Source organism: Leucobacter chromiisoli (genome assembly GCF_016522505.1).
In the GTDB taxonomy this organism is placed as follows: Bacteria; Actinomycetota; Actinomycetes; order Actinomycetales; family Microbacteriaceae; genus Leucobacter; species Leucobacter chromiisoli.
Map to the genome: position 1 here is coordinate 173,125 of NZ_JAEHOH010000010.1, position 15,795 is coordinate 188,919.

A 15,795-nucleotide genomic window follows, 5' to 3' on the forward strand; every position below is an offset into this window, starting at 1 on the left:
ACCATGGCAATAACAGCCCCCATCCGCACCCGCCCCAGGGCGTCGTCGGGCGGACAGAAGAAGCGCAGATCGAGGCGCCTGCTCCCGATCTCGATCGGCACCATCGTGGTGATCCTGGTGGTCTGGTTCGCAGTGACCAATACCGGGTTGGTCGGGCCGAAGTACCTGCCGAAGCCGCAGGAGCTCGTCGCGCAGTTCGGCGTGCTGCTCTCAGACGGCTACCAGGGCAAGTCGCTCTGGGAGCACATCGGCGCGAGTCTCGGCCGCACGCTCTCGGGCTTCGTCATCGGCTCGTTCATCGGGATCATCGTCGGCCTGGCCGCCGGCTCCAGCGCGGTGGTCTCGGCGGCCATCTCGCCGATCATGGCGTTCCTCCGGCCGATCCCTCCCATCGCCTTCATCCCGATGGTCGTGCTCTACTTCGGCCTGGGCGAGACGGGCAAGGTCGTGCTCATCGCGCTCACCTCGTTCAACTACGCGGTGGTCAACGCCCAGGCCGGCGCTGCGGGGGTACCGGTCGCCTATCGCCGTGCCGCCGCTACCCTCGGCATCCCGAAGCGGGTCGAGTTCTTCAGGGTGATCCTGCCGGCGGCCCTGCCGAACATCTTCGCCGGCCTGAAGGTCGCCCTCGCGCTCTCGTGGGCGGTCGTGGTGGCCGCCGAGCTCGTGGGTGCGCAGGTCGGTCTCGGCTACATGATCAACCAGGCGGCGCTGCTCTTCCAGATCCCGATCGTCTTCATCGGCATCATCCTCATCGGTGTCATCGGGCTCGGGCTGAACCTGTTGATCAACTTCATCGAGAGCCGGCTCATCCACTGGCGGGGGCGCGGCTGATGCACAACGTCACCCAGCAGGTGCGCGAGTACTTCGCCCTCATCTCCGACGGCACCCCATCGGTGCCGCGGTGCGAGGAGTGCGGCGTGCGCTTCCTGCCGCCGCGGGCCCTCTGCCCGGCCTGCGGGGCCGAACGGCTCGGCTGGCACGACGCGACGGGAGCGACCGGCACGATCTACAGTCTCACCCGCATGCCGAACGGCAGGACGGTGGCCCTCGCCGAGCTCGAGTGCGTCGACGGGGGCGGCCGGCTCTTCGCGGAGGTGGTCGGGTCCGACGCCGCGGAGGCGCGGATCGGCGACGCCGTGGTGCTCGACGTCGCCGAGGCGGAGACCGAGTTGGGAAGCCGCGTGCCGGTGCTGCGAAGAGGAGGATCGCGATGACCGATATCGTGCTCGCGGGGTACGGCCTGGCCGAGACCCGGGCGCCCCATCACCGCGACCCCCTCGACATCATGGCGGAGGCTGCGATCCTCGCGATGCGCGACGCGGGAGTCGCCGCCCGAGAGGTCGACGGAGTGTTCACCGCGACGGCTCAGGCCTCGCTGCCGTCGCTCGCGCTCGCCGAGCACCTGGGCATCACGCCCCGGTATCTCGACTCGACGGCGCACGGCGGATCCTCCAACCTCTCGCACATCGCCCACGCGGCGGCGGCGATCCGGTCCGGGGCCATCGACGTCGCGCTGGTCGTCTACGGGAGCACCCAGCGGACCGCGCTCAAGGACACGGGCACGCGGCCCGCGGTCGCGCACGTGCCGCCCTTCGAGGCCGGCGCCGGCGCCCTGTTCCCGATCGCCTCGTACGCGCTCATGGCGGCGCGGCACATGCACGAGTACGGCACCACGCGGGAGCAGCTCAGCTCGGTCGCGGTGGCCGCGCGCGAGTGGGCCGCGCTCAACCCGGCCGCCCAGCTGCGCGACCGCATCACCGTGGACGACGTGGTCGCCTCGGCGCTCATCTCGACGCCCTTCCACAAGCTGGACTGCTGCCTGATCACCGACGGCGGCGGCGCGATCGTCGTGATGTCGGCTGAGCGCGCGGCCGCCCGCGGCCTGCGAGGGGTGAGGGTCCGAGGTCTCGCCGAAGCCTCGGAGCACCTGACCGTCAGCGCGATGCCCGACCTCGTCAGCTGCGGCGCGGTGCTCTCCGGTCGCGCGGCGTTCGAGCAGGCGGGCATCGGGCCCGAAGACATCGACGTCGTCCAGATCTACGACGCGTTCAGCATCAACCCCCTCATGATCCTCGAGGATCTCGGCTTCTGCGCCAAGGGCGAGGGCGGCCCGTTCATCGAGGCGGGTCACACGCGACCCGGAGGCAAGCTGCCCCTGAACACCTCCGGCGGCGGACTCGCCTTCACCCATCCCGGCATGTTCGGCATCTACACCGTCATCGAGGCCATGACGCAACTGCGCGGCGAGGCGGGCGACCGGCAGGTCTCGGCCCGGACCGCAGTCGCGCACGGCATCGGCGGAACGATGTCCACGCACGCCACCCTCGTGCTCGAAGCCCCCGCGGGCTAGAGCGTTCACCAGACACAAGGAGTCACCAGACAGATGGAACAGCTCTTCAACCCCCGGAGCATCGCGGTCGTCGGCGCCTCGGCGAATCCGGCCGCCATCGGCGGGAAACCCATCTCGCAGCTCGTGAGCCACGGCTACGCCGGCGATATCTACCCCGTGAACCCCAACCGCGACGAGGTGCAGGGGCTGCGGTGCTATCCGTCAATCGATGAGGCGCCGGACGGCATCGACCTCGCGATCATCGCGGTGCCCGCCGCGGTCGTGCCCGGGGTGGTCGAGGCCTGCGGCCGCAGGGGGATCCCCTACGCGCTCGTGCTGAGCTCGGGCTTCGCCGACGCGGGCGGCGACGGAGTGCGGTTCCAGGAAGAACTGCGGCAGACCGCGGTCGCCTCGGGGGTGCGCGTGGTCGGCCCCAACTGCGTGGGCTTCATCAGCGCGGCCAACCGGGTGTACGCCGGCTTCGGGGCCTTCTTCGACTACGACTTCCAACCCGGCCCCGTCGGGTTCGTCACGCAGTCCGGCGGCGTGGGGGGATCCCTGCTCACCGTCGCCGATGAACAGGGCGTGCAGTTCGCCCACTTCGTGCACACCGGCAACGCCATGGACGTCGACATCGAGACCGTGCTCGACGCCTGGGTCGACGACCCAGCGGTGCGGGTGCTGGTGACCTACATCGAGGGCCTCGGGGACTCGGGCGAGTTCCCCCGCGTCGCGGGCCGCGCGCTCGAGGCGGGCAAGCCCCTCGTCGTGTGGAAGGCCGGCCAGTCGAGCGCGAGCGCCAGCGCGGTCGTCTCGCACACCGGGCGCATGGCGGGCGACATGGAGCGCTACCGCGCCGTGTTCGAGCGCTACGGGATCATCGAGGTCGACGACTCGGCCGACATGATCGACGTGCTCAAGATGGCGCAGAGCTCGCGGCGCCCGGCCGGTGGCCGCGTCGGTGTCATCTCGGTCTCGGGCGGCGCGGGCGTGGTCGCGGCCGACACCCTCGAGCGCATGGAGACGCTCGAGCTCGCCGAGTTCCCGGCAGCCGCGGTCGAACGGATCGCGGCCGAGCTGCCCGGCTTCGCGACCTCGGTCAATCCGGTCGACGTCACGGCGCAGATCTTCAACGACCCCGAGCTCTTCGAACGGGTCGTGGGCGTGCTCGCCGAGCACGAGGCGGTCGATCAGATTCTCGCCTGCGTCGCGTCGGTGCACAGCGCGGTCGGAGAGCGGGTGGCCCGGGCCATCGTCGACGCCGCCACCAGGCTCTCGGTGCCCATCGTCGTCTCCTGGTCGGCGCGCGACGAGCTCAACGGCGCGGCCTTCGAGCTGCTCGCCGAGGCCGGCATCCCCGTGTTCAAGAGCCCCGAGCGCGCGCTGAAGGCGATGGATCGCTACACCCGCTTCGCCGGCGCGGCGGTTGCCGGGGCCGCCGCGCCGCAGCCCGCGGCCGAGCGGGGCCGCGACTGGGCGCGCACGGTCGAGTTCGACGTGCTCGAGGAGCTGCGCTCGCGCGGCGTGGCCGTGCCCGAGCAGCGCCTCGTGCAGAACGCCGACGAGGCCGCCCGGGCGGCCGAGGAGATCGGGTTCCCCGTGGTGGTGAAGCTGCAGTCGCCCGACGTGCCGCACAAGGCGGCGGTCGACGCCATCCGACTCGGCGTGCAGAGCACTCGTGCGGTGCGCGAGGCGGCCGATCACCTGGCGGCGCTCGCGACCGGGAGGCCCGAGGACGAGATGCGCGGCATGCTCGTGCAGGGCATGGCCGAGCGGGGCACCGAGCTCATCATCGGTTACCTGAGGGATCGCTCGCTCGGCGGCTTCCTGCTGCTCGGCCGCGGCGGCTCCGGCGTCGAGGAGATGGGCGACCGGGTGCTCGTGCCCACCCCGATCTCGAAAGAGGAGGTGCTCGAGGCGCTCGGCAGGCTCGCCGTGGTGAGCGAGGCTCGGCTCGGCGAGACCGCTCTCGGCGCCGTGGCCGACATCGCCGGGGTGCTGCAGAGCATCGCCGCGGAGGCGAGCGCAGACCTCGAGGAGATCGAGGTGAACCCGGTCATCGTCAGGGGCGACACGGTCACGGCCGTCGACGCGCTCGCCATTCAGCAGGGCTGATCGCCGCATCCGGCATCACGCAACGGGAACAACAGAGAAGGTAAGGAACATCATGGAGAAGCAGGTGCTGTCTTTCCAGGAGCTGGATAACATCCTGAGGCTGCTCGACGCCTCGCCGCGCTCGGGGACCTTCGAGATACGGGTGGGAGATCTCAAGCTCAAGGTCGCCAAGGGCGACGAGAATGCGGCGGCCGCGGTCCCAGCTCCCGCCGCTGCCGCCCCGGCGGCCCCGGTCGCGGCGCCGGCGCCGGCGACCGATCCTGCTCCCACCGCCGCGCCTGCCGCCCGGGAGCCCGAGCCCGCCCCTGAGCCCGCTGCCGCGCCGGCTGCTGCGGCGCCCGCCATCGAGAGCGGCCACACCGTCCGCTCGCCCATGACGGGCGTGTTCTACCGGCAGCCCTCGCCCGACGCCCCGCCCTTCGCCGCCGAGGGGCAGCGGGTGGAGGCGGGCGATGACCTCGCCATCATCGAGGTGATGAAGCTGATGAACCGCCTCTCGTCGCCCGTCAGCGGCACGGTCAGGCAGGTGTGCGCCGAGAACGAGCAGCTGGTCGAGAACGGCGCGCCGCTGTTCGTCATCGAGCCCGACGAAGCGGGTGACCAGTGATCTCGCGAGTGCTGGTGGCGAACCGCGGCGAGATCGCGGTCCGCATCCTCCGAGCCTGCCAGGAGCTCGGGCTCGAGACGGTCGCGGTGTACTCCGAGGCCGACGCGGACGCCCGGCACGTCGCGATGGCGGATCGTGCGGTGCGCATCGGGGGCCCGCGACCGGGCGAGAGCTACCTCCGCGCCGAGACCCTCGTGCAGGTAGCGCTCGCGGTGGGAGCCGACGCCATCCATCCCGGCTACGGCTTCCTTGCGGAGAGCGCGCACCTCGCCCGGCTCTGCGCCGACAGCGGAGTCACCTTCGTCGGCCCCTCCGCCGAGATCATCGACCGGCTCGGCGACAAGGTGAACGCTCGCCGCATCGCGGTCGAGGCCGGGGTTCCCGTGGTCGAGGGCACGGGAGACCGCGCGGCATCGGTCGAGGATCTGCTGGAGCTCGGCGAGCGGCAGGGGTATCCGATCCTCGTCAAGGCCGCAGCGGGCGGAGGCGGTCGCGGCATGCGCATCATCCGGGACGCGGACGAGGTGCGGGGCAACCTCGAGGATGCCCAGCGCGAGGCACTCGCCGCCTTCGGCTCCGACGTCATCTTCGGCGAGTGCTACCTCGAGCGCATCCGGCACATCGAGGTGCAGGTCGTCGGCGACCACGGCGGCGACGTCGTCCACGTCGGGACGCGCGACTGCAGCGTGCAGCGCAGATACCAGAAGATCGTCGAGGAGGGCCCGGCGACGGCCATCAGCCCGGAGCTGAGGGCGCGCATCGAGGAGGACGCGGTGCGCCTCGTCGGGTCGATCGGCTACGTCGGCGCGGGCACCGTGGAGTTCGTCGTCGACCTGAACCGCGGCACCCACCACTTCATCGAGATGAACACGCGCATCCAGGTCGAGCACCCGGTCAGCGAGATGGTCTCGGACATCGACCTCGTGCGCGAGCAACTGTGGGTCGCCGACCCGGAGCACCGTCTGAGCTTCGCGCAGAGCGACGTGCTGCTGCGCGGCGTGGCGATCGAGCTCCGCATCAACGCCGAGGACGCGCGCAACGGCATGATGCCGTCGCCGGGCAGGATCACCGGCCTGCAGCTTCCTGGCGGCCCGGGCGTGCGCGTCGACACGCACTGCACGGTGGGGGCGATGATCTCGCCCTACTACGACTCCATGATCGCGAAGATCATCGTGCACGACCGCGACCGGGACGCCGCGCGCCGGCGCGCGATCCGCGCCCTCTCCGAGACTCACATCGACGGAGTGACCACCAACATCCCGTTCCTGCTCGGCGTGCTCGAGCATGCGAACTACGAAGCGAACCTCTTCCACACCAAGTGGCTGGAGGAGCAGATGCCCTCGATCCTGCAGGTTCTGGAGTCGGCGACTCCGCAGGGCGAGGCGAGAGGAGACCTGTGATGTCGCGCAAGATCAAGCTCGAAGACATCTCCATCCGCGACGGGGCGCAGTGCCTCTGGGCGACCCGGCTCGCCACTGATGAGATCGTCCCGATCGCCGAGACCATGGGCCGCGCGGGCTTCGACATCATCGACGTCACCGGGGGCGCCGCGATCGATACGAGCATCATCTACCTGAGGGAGAACCCGTTCGACCGCATCCGGATCCTGCGCGAGCTGATGCCGGACTCGCGGCTGAACTTCAACACCCGGGGTCAGAGCGTCTTCCGGTGGACGCAGTACCCCGACGACGTCGCAGAGCTCGCCTTGCGGGTGTTCGGCAAGGCGGGCATCGATTCGGTGATGCTCTTCGACCCGCTCAACGACATGCGCAACCTCGAGTTCTCCTGCCGAGCGGCGAAGAACCTGGGCATGTACACGATCGGCTCGGTCACCTACACGATCAGCCCGTACCACACCGACGAGCACTTCGTGGAGAAGGCGAAGGAGCTCGTTGCGATGGGCGTCGACGCGGTCTCGCTGAAGGACCCCTCCGGGCTGCTCGTGCCCGAGCGCGCGCAGTCGCTCATCAGGAAGTTCCGCGAGGTGCTGAACGGGCAGGCGCTGCAGCTGCACTGTCACACCTCGACCGGCACCGGGCCCGATGTGCACCGTGCCGCGATGGATCTCGGTGATCTGACCCCGGATGTCTTCCACGGGGCTGTGCCGCCGTTCGCCTGGGGCACCTCCCACCCCTCCCACGAGTTCCTCATCGACAACCTCGAGGAGCGGGGCTTCACCGTCGACATCGATCGCGAGGCGGTGCGGGAGATGGAGGCCTACTTCACCGGCCTCGCCCGTCGCCGCGGAATGCCGACGAGCCACGAGGTGCCCGACGACCCGGCGATGCTGGTGCACCAGGTGCCCGGCGGGATGCTCGCCAACCTGCAGCGGCAGCTGACCGAGCAGGGGATGGCGGATCGGCTCCCCGAGGTGCTCGACGAGGTGAGCCGCGTCCGCCTCGACCTCGGCTACCCGCTGCTCGTCAGCCCGATGGCGCAGTACGTCGGCATCCAGGCCGTGCTCAACGTGGTGACCGGCGACCGCTATGCGATGGTGCCCGACGAGGTGCGCAGCTACCTGCTCGGCTACTACGGCGCGACGCCCGGGCCGGTCGATCCCGACGTGCTCGACCGGGTCATCGGCGATGCCGAGCCCATCACCCGGCGACCGGGCGAGGTGCTCGAGCCGATGGTCGAGCGCTTCGCGGCCGAGAACGGGCCGTTCGAGAGTGACGAGGCGCTCGCGCTCGCCATCTTCTATTCGAAGACCGACCTCGAGAAGTGGAACTGCAAGGACTGGGACGGGTACCGCGCGACGCCCAGGAACGCGCTCGGCGTGCTGCTCGACACGGTCGCCCGCGATCCGCGCATCCGATCCTTCCGCTTCGAGCGGCCCGGCGCGCGCACGGTCGTCAGCTTCAACGAGAACTAAGGAGAGACAGATGAACAGCAGCAGCACCCCGAGGATGCCGGTCGATTACGAGGCGGCCGGCGCGCTCGCCGGGCTCTTCCGCCTCGACGGCCGCAAGGTCGTGGTGCTCGGCGCCGCCGGCGGCATCGGGCAGACCGTCGCCGTGGGCCTCGCCGCCTTCGGCGCGCACATCGTCGCCGTCGACCGCTCGGACGAGCTCGCGGAGTCGGCCGCCGAAGCGATCGGCGCCGCCGGCGGCAGCGTCGAGGCGCAGGCGTGCGACATGATGGACTCGTCGTCGATCGCGGCGCTCGTCGAGGCGCACTCCGACGCCGAGTCGGTCGTCATCATGCCCGCCGCGCTTGTGCGCAAGCGGCTCATCGACCAGACCGAGGAGGAGATCGACTTCCAGCTCGCCCTCAACATCAAGTACACCCTGCTGATCGCCCGGGGCTTCGCCGCGAAGATGGCGGAGCGCGGTCACGGCAGCATCGTCGCCATGTCGTCGGTGCGCGCGCAGGTGGTCGAGACGCACTCGGGCATGTACTCCGCCTCGAAGGCCGCGCTGATCCTCATGATGAAGTCGCTCGCGCTCGAGTTCGGCGCCGAGGGCGTGCGCTTCAACACCATCGCCCCGTCTCCCGTCGCGACGCCGCTCACGGCCGACGTCCGCGCGAAGCAGGAGTGGGTCGACCAGGTCTCCGAGCGCTCGCTGCTGAAGCGCTGGGCTCAGCCGGCCGATTTCGTCGGCCCGGTGGTGTTCCTGGTGTCGGACGCCTCGGCGTTCATCACCGGCGCGGACATCGTCGTCGACGGGGGATGGACCTCGACGGACGGGATGGCCCGGGCCGAATCGTAGGAAGGCCCCGATCCCGGGGTGACAGGCACATCGATCACCATCAACGAGGAGGCATGCACATGCATGGATCGAGAAGAGCAAGGATCGCCGCGGGCCTGGGCGCCGTCGTCCTGGGCGCCGCCGGGCTGATGGCCTGCTCGTCGTCCCCGGACACCGCGGACGGCGGTGGCGCCGACGGCGCCGAGGAGCTGATCACGATTCGGATCGGGCTCCCGGTCTCGAACTACTGGCCCGGCTACCTGGCGCGCGACGAGGGACTGTTCGAGGCGGCGGGCCTGAAAGCCGAGTACATCAGCTTCACGAGCGGAGCGCCGCTGATCGCGGCGCTCGACAGCGGCAGCATCGATGCCGTGTACACCGGCCTCGCGACGCTCTTCGCGGTGAACCAGGGCGTCGAGCTCGAGTACGTGCTGACGCCCCTGGACTCCTCGAGCCAGGAGGGGCTCGTGGTGCCGGAGGGCAGCCCGATCACCTCCTACGAGGATCTGCGGCCGGGCATGGTGGTCGGCGCGCCGACCGCCACCTGCGGCCACATCTCGGCTGTGAGCGCCATCGACGCCGCCGGCCTCACCACCGATGAGGTCGTGATCTCGAACCTCGATCCGACCGTCATGAGCGGAGCGCTGACGAACAACGAGGTCGACGGGGTCTTCATCTGGGGGCCCTGGAACCTCGCGCTCGAGACCGAGGGCAACAAGATCGTGAACTTCGACCCCGACTACCAGGAGGGGGTCGGGCTCTGCCCGACGAACATCGCGATCCGCCCGGCCTTCGAGAAGGAGCACCCCGGCGCGGCCTGCCGCATGATCGACGGCCACGCCCGGGCGATCGAGATGGGTCTCACCGACCGAGAGGCCGCGGCGCGCACATTGGAGACCGAATTGGGTATCTCGCCCGAGGTCGCTCTCAAGACGGTGGACACGCTGCGCATCCCGAGCATCGAGGAGCAGGCTGAGGAGGATTCGCCGTTCTCCATCGTGGACCCGGACGGCGGGCTCGCGGCGCAGCTCTCCGATGCGAGCGAGGTCCTCGAGACCACGGGCGTGTTCGAGCAGTCGCTCTCGAACAGCGACGTGTTCTCGATGATCAACTCCGCGCCTCTGCACGACTACCTCGACGACGGCACCTGCAACCTGTCGAGCTGAGGATCGCCGGGACGACCGCCTCCCCGAGCGGTCGTCCCGGCGGGAGAACGGGTTCGGGGGCCGAGAAACCATTGGGTACAATGGCCTCACTCGGGTGGGCAGACAGCTGAGTCGTATTCGGAGAGGGAGTGCCGCGTGGCCAGTGACCGCAACGGGGGGCTTGCCGAGATCGAGCGCGACAGCCACGAGGCCGTCTACATGCAGCTCGCGCGTCACCTGATCTCCGAGGCGGAGCAGGCGAGCCCCGGCGATCGGTTCCCCACCGAGGAGGAGCTGATCGAGGCGTACGGCCTCAGCCGCACCACGGTGCGGCGGGCCGTGCAGCTGGTAGTGGATCAGGGGCTCCTCATCCGCAGGCAGGGCAAGGGCACCTTCGTCACGGGCTCGCGCCCGATCCAGTCCGCGACCAAGCTCGTCCCCTTCGTCGAGTCGTTCACGGTCGCGGGCATCCGGCCCACCGTGCGGTTGCGCGAGTTCACCTGGATCCACGACTTGGAGGCGGTGCCCGCCGCGATCCGCGACAAGAGCACCAGCTTCCTCCTCGTGCGACGGATCTACGAGTCGGAGGGCACGCCGCTCGCCGTCGCAGAGATCTACATGCCGCGCGAGATCGGCGCGGGCGTGACACTGGCGGAGATCGAGCAGCACCCGGTCTACCAGGTGCTGCAGGAGAGCCTCGGCCAGGAGCTGCGAGAGGCTCAGCTGAGGGTGACGATGCAGGAGCCGCCGGAGCACATCGCCACGATGCTCGGCGCCGAGGATCTGCTCTACGTGCCGCGGCTCGAGCGGTTCACCGAGGGGGCCCGCGGCGATTTCCTCGAGTACACGGTCACCTACATCCACCCCGACGCCTTCGAGCTCACGGCGGACGTGGCGGCCGAGCTGCCGCCCGAGATCTCGTACACGTTCGACACCGGCGGCGTGCAGTAGCGCGTCTCGCCACCTCGATCCACTGCGCCCTCGGGTGCACAATTCGTGCTTTATTATTCACATTTTCATGGGTACAATTGGATATGAATGTTAGGTACGATTCAGATACATTCAGGAGTGCCCGGATGCGAAGCGGTCGAAGCGCTCGGCGCCGGGCGCATGAGCACTAGGAGTCGACGATGACCGTGAAGATAGCAATCATCCTGTTCCGCAACGACCGATCGCTCGAAGAGCAGCATCGGTGGTGGCTCGAGGATCATGCGCCGATGGCCAAGCGCATGCCCGGGCTGCTCGGCTACACCATCAACCTCGCCGACACCGACGAGAGCGGCGGCGATCCGGCGATCGCAGGCACGGACTATCTCGAGTTCGCCGACATGGAAGCGGCGATGACGGCCTACAATTCCCCGGAGTGGCAGGCCGCGCGCGAGCACACCGCCGCGAGTGGAGCGAAGACGATCCGCTCCTGGGTGAAGGAAACCCTGCAGATCCCGCTCGTGCAGTGAAGCGGGAGGGCGCCGCGCAACCCGGCTCGACGAGTCGATCCCGGTTCGCGCTATCCATGCTCAAGATCGGCGCCATCGGCTTCGGGGGCGGCAGCGCCCTCATACCGGTGATGGAGCGGGAGCTGGTCGGCGGGCGGATGCTGAACGAGCCCGAGTTCACCCAGGACACGGTCATCGCGAACATCACGCCAGGGGCGCTCCCGGTCAAGCTGGCCGGACTCGCCGGGGTGCGCCTGCACGGCGGAGCGTCGGCGGTGGCGGGAGCGCTCTGCGTCGCTCTGCCGGGGGCAGTCGGCACGGTGGCCCTGCTCGCGCTCTCCAGGCTCCTCGGGCCGGGCGTGGTCGAGGTGTTCGAGTACTCCTCCGTCGGCATCACTGCCTTCATCGTGTACCTGCTGCTGCACTACATCTTGAAGGTGCTCGCCCCCTCCGGTCGCCTCCGCCCCGTGCCGCTGGCGATCGCTCTCGCCGCATTCGCGCTCACGGGGCTCAACGAGACGCTGCGCTTCGCAGGCGATCTGCTCGGGGCGACCGTCGACCCGGGCCTGCCCGCCCTCTCGGTCGTCCAGGTCGTCATCGTCGCGCTCGCGCTCATCACCGGTCTCACCCTCTGGCAGCGGATCCGGAGCAGGCGCCGCCGGGTGCCGCCCCCTCCTGGCGAGACCGGCGGCGGATCGGGCATCGGGAGGCGGGCGCTGATCGCGATCGCGGCCTTCACCGCGCTCTTCCTCTTGGGCGCCGCGCTCGCGCTCCTGGTGCCGCCGGTCCGCCAGTCGCTCGGCTTCATGCTCTCGGTGGCCGCCTCGACGGGGACCTCCTTCGGCGGGGGCGAGGCTTACGTCGCCGTGGCCGACGGCTTCTTCGTGGCCACCGGCGCCGTCGACTCGACGCAGTTCTACGGGCAGGTGGTGCCCATCGCCAACGCGCTGCCGGGCCCGATCCTCGTGAAGATCGCCGCCGGAGTGGCGTACCTGGCAGGCGGGCCCCTCGGCCTCGTGATGGCGACTGCCGCGCTGCTCATCACCGTGGGCGTGTGCGGGGCCGCGGCCTCTGGCGTGCTCGCGGGCTACGGGAGCCTCGGGCACTCGCGTCTCGTGCGGAACATCGCCCTCTACATCCTCCCGGTGATCTGTGGCCTGCTCATGACGACCGCTCTCTCGATGCTCCGGGTGAGCGCCCAGATCGCGGGGGAGGCGGGCGCGATGCCCGTAGCGACGCTGGCGGCGAGCCTCGTCCTCGTGGTGGTCGCCTACCTGGCCCATCGCTTCTCCCGAGTGCCCGACGTCGTGGTGATCCTCGTGTTCGGCGTCGTCACCTTCGCCGCGTTGAAGGCGATCTCGGGGCTCTGATGCTGCTCGTCGTCGCATGCATCGTGATGGTCGTCGCCGGGGTCGTCCAGCGCTTGACCGGGCTGGGGTTCGCGCTGGTGGCGACGCCCCTGATGGTGCTGCTGTACGGACCGGTCGACGGCGTGCTGGTCGTCGTCGTCGCCGGGGCGGTGGCCGCGATCGTGATGCTGGCGACCATGCTGGGGGAGGTCGACTGGCGGCGCAGCCTCCTGCTCGCGACCGCGGGGGTGGCGGCCTCGCCGCTGGCGGCCTGGGTCGTCCACGTCTCGCCCCCGCAGGCACTGCTGCTCATCGTGGGGTCGGCGGGGCTCCTCTCGCTGCTGGGCGGGCGGCTGGTGAGCGTCGCGCGCATGCTCACGGGCACACGCGGGGCGCTGTTCGCCGGGTCGGCGAGCGGATTCCTGCACGTCGCCAGCGGACTCTCGGGCCCTCCGCTCGTGGCATACGGGCTCAACGACAGATGGGATCAGCGCAGCTTCGCCGCCTCGTTGCAGGTCGTCTTCCTGGTCTACCACCTGATCACCGTCGCCTGGCGGGGGTTGCCGCGAATAGAGGCGGAGGAGCTCGGCTGGCTGATCGGCCTCTCGATCCTCGGCACGCTGCTTGGGGTGCTCCTCGCGAGAATCGTGCCGTCGAGATGGTCCAGGCTCGGGATGCTCGGCATCGCCTGGGCCGGAACGATCGCGGTGCTCGTGCGCGGAGCGCTGGCGTTCCTCGAGTGAGTGCGACACGTCAGGTACAGAGCGCCCCGGCTTCAACTCGGCGCAGGCGGAATCTAGATCCGCGAACCCTGTCGAGAGGCGAATTCTCACTGCAATCCGCTCCACCTGCAGTGAAAACCCGCCTCTCGCGACGATCTTTCCTGCTCGGTGCAGCGTACCGAGCCTGATCGGAAACGGGAAGCCCGAGCTGCAGTCGCGCTAGCGGGACTGCTCGGCGGCGACCACCTCGGCGCCCTCGGGGAGCGCGGTGCCCGCCGGGAGGCGGACGGTGACGTAGGAGTCGGGTGCCGGCGCGGCGGTGGCGCCACCCGACTCCGCCCCGGTGACGAGGTCGGGAAGCGACGGCACCGGCGTCTCGCGTGTTCCCCGGACGGCGGGGTGGTGCTGGCTCATGCGGTCGACCCAGGCGAGCGCGAGGGCGGAGACGATGAAGGCGAGGTGGATCCCGACCTCCCACATCACGCCCTCCGACGAGTAGATGATCGTGCCGTTGGCGCCGTAGACGTAGCCGCCCTCCATGCGCCCGACCTCGATGAACGTCTTCAGCAGGTGGATCGAGGAGATGGAGATGATCGAGATCGCCAGCTTCACCTTGAGCAGGTTCGCGTTGACGTGGGAGAGCCAGTCGGGTTCGTCGTGGTGCCCCTCGACCCGGATCTTCGACACGAAGGTCTCGTAGCCGCCGATGATCACCATGATCAGCAGGTTGGCGATCATCACGATGTCGATGAGCGCGAGCACGCTCAGCATCACGTCGGTCTCCTTGATGTGCCCCGTGGAGACCACGTTCTCGACGAGGTGCCACAGCTCGACGAAGAACAGCACCACGTACACGGCCTGCGCGATGATGAGGCCCAGGTAGAGCGGCGCCTGCAGCCAGCGGCTCGCGAAGATGAATGCGGCCATGGTGCGCGAGGCGGGGCCGGGGCCCTGTCCGGAGCGGCGGTGGGGTGAAGCGGCGGACGTCTGATTCAACGAAGGGCTCCTCGATGGGTCGGAAAACGTTCTTCATGTTAGTGGTGCCGTCTGCGTCGGGGCCGCGATGCCGCGTCGACCCTGGCGGGATGCCGAAGAAACGGGGAAGATCGAGTATGCTTACCCGAGCGAAGGGGAGTATTCCGTTCCCGCCCGCATCGTCAATACGCCTGGCTCCGTGGCCCGGCCGGTGCAGGCGCGGCCCGCGGCGAAGCGCCGGGTCGGGAAGAGACCTTCGGTCGTTCGCATATCCACTGCGCCATACCGAAGGGACACCTGAGTGAACGCTGTTCTGCCGCTCTGGTTCGAAATCGGATCCATGATCGTTCTGGTCGGGATCCTGCTCGTCGATCTGCTGCTCATCATCAAGCGCCCGCACGTGCCGTCGATGCGGGAGGCGAGCCTGTGGGTGGGCTTCTACGTGCTGCTCGCGCTGATCTTCGCGGGCTGCATGTTCTTGCTGGGGGACGCGCAGCACGGCAGCGAGTTCCTCGCCGGCTGGCTCACGGAGTACAGTCTCTCGATCGACAACCTCTTCGTCTTCGTCCTGATCCTCGGCAGCTTCAAGGTGCCCACGGCCTACCAGCAGCGAGCCCTCATGATCGGGATCATCCTCGCGCTCGTCTTCCGCGGTCTCTTCATCCTCGCGGGTGCGGCGATCATCGAGCGCTTCATCGCCATCTTCTTCCTCTTCGGCGCCTGGCTCATCTGGACCGCGTGGCAGCAGGTGAAGCCCGGCGGGCACGAGGAGCAGGGCGACGGGCTCGCGGTGCGACTCGCGAAGAAGGTCATGCCGTTCAGCGATGATTACGACGGCGGCAAGCTGCGCACGACGGTCGACGGCAAGCGCATGTTCACCCCGTTCCTGCTCGTGCTCATCTCGCTCGGCGCGACCGACCTGCTGTTCGCGCTCGACTCGATCCCCGCGATCTTCGGCATCACGCAGAGCCCGTTCATCGTCTTCACCGCGAACGTGTTCGCGCTCATGGGGCTGCGTCAGCTCTACTTCCTGCTCGGCGGACTGCTCGAGCGCCTCGAGTACCTCAAGTACGGCATCGCGTTCATCCTGGCGTTCATCGGCGTGAAGCTGATCTTCCACGCCCTGCACGAGAACGAGCTGCCGTTCATCAACGGCGGTGAGCACGTGCCGGTGCCCGAGATCAGCACCTGGTTCTCGCTCGGGGTCATCGTGCTCTCGATGGCGGTCGCGACGATCGCGAGCGTCGTCAAGGTGCGCCGCGAGGCCAAGGCGCACGGCGAGCGGCTGCACCTCGGCGCGTACGAGAGCAAGCGCGAGGAGGGCGGAGCCCCGTCCGAGGAGCCCGGCGGCTTAGGGCGCCACACGCCGAAGGACTGAGGCGGCGGCGCGACCAGCGCCGCGAGGCAGGGGCCAGAGCAGAAGGG

At 69.4% G+C, this 15,795-nt stretch carries 15 protein-coding genes; 14 read left to right on the top strand and 1 reads right to left on the bottom strand.

Annotated elements, in window-relative coordinates; translation table 11 throughout:
- Positions 1-3 precede the first annotated feature (3 nt).
- From JD276_RS08490 to JD276_RS08550, 13 genes are all read left to right on the top strand, one after another.
- Positions 4-834, top strand: a complete 831-nt coding sequence (locus JD276_RS08490; protein WP_200115210.1) for an ABC transporter permease — start codon at positions 4-6, stop codon at positions 832-834.
- Positions 834-1,217: a Zn-ribbon domain-containing OB-fold protein gene (locus JD276_RS08495; protein WP_200115211.1), complete on the top strand. Its 384-nt coding sequence runs from the start codon at positions 834-836 to the stop codon at positions 1,215-1,217. Before JD276_RS08490 ends, JD276_RS08495 begins: the two co-directional genes overlap by 1 nt.
- Positions 1,214-2,353: an acetyl-CoA acetyltransferase gene (locus JD276_RS08500; RefSeq protein WP_200115212.1), complete on the top strand. Its 1,140-nt coding sequence runs from the start codon at positions 1,214-1,216 to the stop codon at positions 2,351-2,353. Before JD276_RS08495 ends, JD276_RS08500 begins: the two co-directional genes overlap by 4 nt.
- A 33-nt stretch (positions 2,354-2,386) precedes the next feature.
- The gene (locus JD276_RS08505) at positions 2,387-4,447 is read left to right on the top strand and encodes an acetate--CoA ligase family protein (RefSeq protein WP_200115213.1); all 2,061 of its coding nucleotides are present in this window, start codon (positions 2,387-2,389) and stop codon (positions 4,445-4,447) included.
- 52 nt (positions 4,448-4,499) lie between these two features.
- The gene (locus tag JD276_RS08510; protein WP_200115214.1) at positions 4,500-5,054 is read left to right on the top strand and encodes an acetyl-CoA carboxylase biotin carboxyl carrier protein; all 555 of its coding nucleotides are present in this window, start codon (positions 4,500-4,502) and stop codon (positions 5,052-5,054) included.
- An 8-nt stretch (positions 5,055-5,062) separates the two neighbouring features.
- Positions 5,063-6,454 (top strand): acetyl-CoA carboxylase biotin carboxylase subunit, encoded by a 1,392-nt coding sequence (locus JD276_RS08515; RefSeq protein WP_307866504.1) that lies wholly within the window; start codon positions 5,063-5,065, stop codon positions 6,452-6,454.
- A complete protein-coding gene (locus JD276_RS08520; protein ID WP_200115215.1) occupies positions 6,454-7,926 on the top strand; it encodes a pyruvate carboxylase subunit B in 1,473 nt (490 codons plus the stop codon). Before JD276_RS08515 ends, JD276_RS08520 begins: the two co-directional genes overlap by 1 nt.
- A gap of 10 nt (positions 7,927-7,936) precedes the next feature.
- Positions 7,937-8,764, top strand: a complete 828-nt coding sequence (locus JD276_RS08525; protein WP_200115216.1) for an SDR family NAD(P)-dependent oxidoreductase — start codon at positions 7,937-7,939, stop codon at positions 8,762-8,764.
- A 59-nt stretch (positions 8,765-8,823) separates the two neighbouring features.
- A complete protein-coding gene (locus tag JD276_RS08530; protein ID WP_200115217.1) occupies positions 8,824-9,909 on the top strand; it encodes an ABC transporter substrate-binding protein in 1,086 nt (361 codons plus the stop codon).
- Positions 9,910-10,044: 135 nt separating this feature from the next.
- Positions 10,045-10,839, top strand: coding sequence for a GntR family transcriptional regulator (locus tag JD276_RS08535; RefSeq protein ID WP_200115218.1), 795 nt, complete (start codon positions 10,045-10,047; stop codon positions 10,837-10,839).
- Between the two features lie 179 nt (positions 10,840-11,018).
- Entirely contained in the window at positions 11,019-11,345 is a 327-nt protein-coding gene (locus JD276_RS08540; RefSeq protein ID WP_200115219.1) for an EthD family reductase, read from the top strand.
- A 56-nt stretch (positions 11,346-11,401) separates the two neighbouring features.
- Positions 11,402-12,694 carry a chromate transporter gene (locus JD276_RS08545; RefSeq protein WP_200115220.1) on the top strand — a complete coding sequence of 431 codons (1,293 nt, stop codon included), beginning with the start codon at positions 11,402-11,404 and terminating at the stop codon, positions 12,692-12,694.
- Positions 12,694-13,416, top strand: a complete 723-nt coding sequence (locus JD276_RS08550) for a sulfite exporter TauE/SafE family protein (RefSeq protein ID WP_200115221.1) — start codon at positions 12,694-12,696, stop codon at positions 13,414-13,416. The genes JD276_RS08545 and JD276_RS08550 overlap by 1 nt, the downstream gene beginning before the upstream one ends.
- Before the next feature lie 198 nt (positions 13,417-13,614).
- Here the strand turns inward: JD276_RS08550 and JD276_RS08555 are convergent, their stop codons facing one another.
- Complete coding sequence (locus JD276_RS08555; protein ID WP_233615479.1) at positions 13,615-14,391, bottom strand: TIGR00645 family protein; 777 nt, start codon at positions 14,389-14,391, stop codon at positions 13,615-13,617.
- A 280-nt stretch (positions 14,392-14,671) separates the two neighbouring features.
- On the opposite strand from JD276_RS08555, the gene JD276_RS08560 reads away from it, so the two are divergent.
- Positions 14,672-15,748: a TerC family protein gene (locus JD276_RS08560; RefSeq protein ID WP_200115222.1), complete on the top strand. Its 1,077-nt coding sequence runs from the start codon at positions 14,672-14,674 to the stop codon at positions 15,746-15,748.
- Positions 15,749-15,795: the final 47 nt, after the last annotated feature.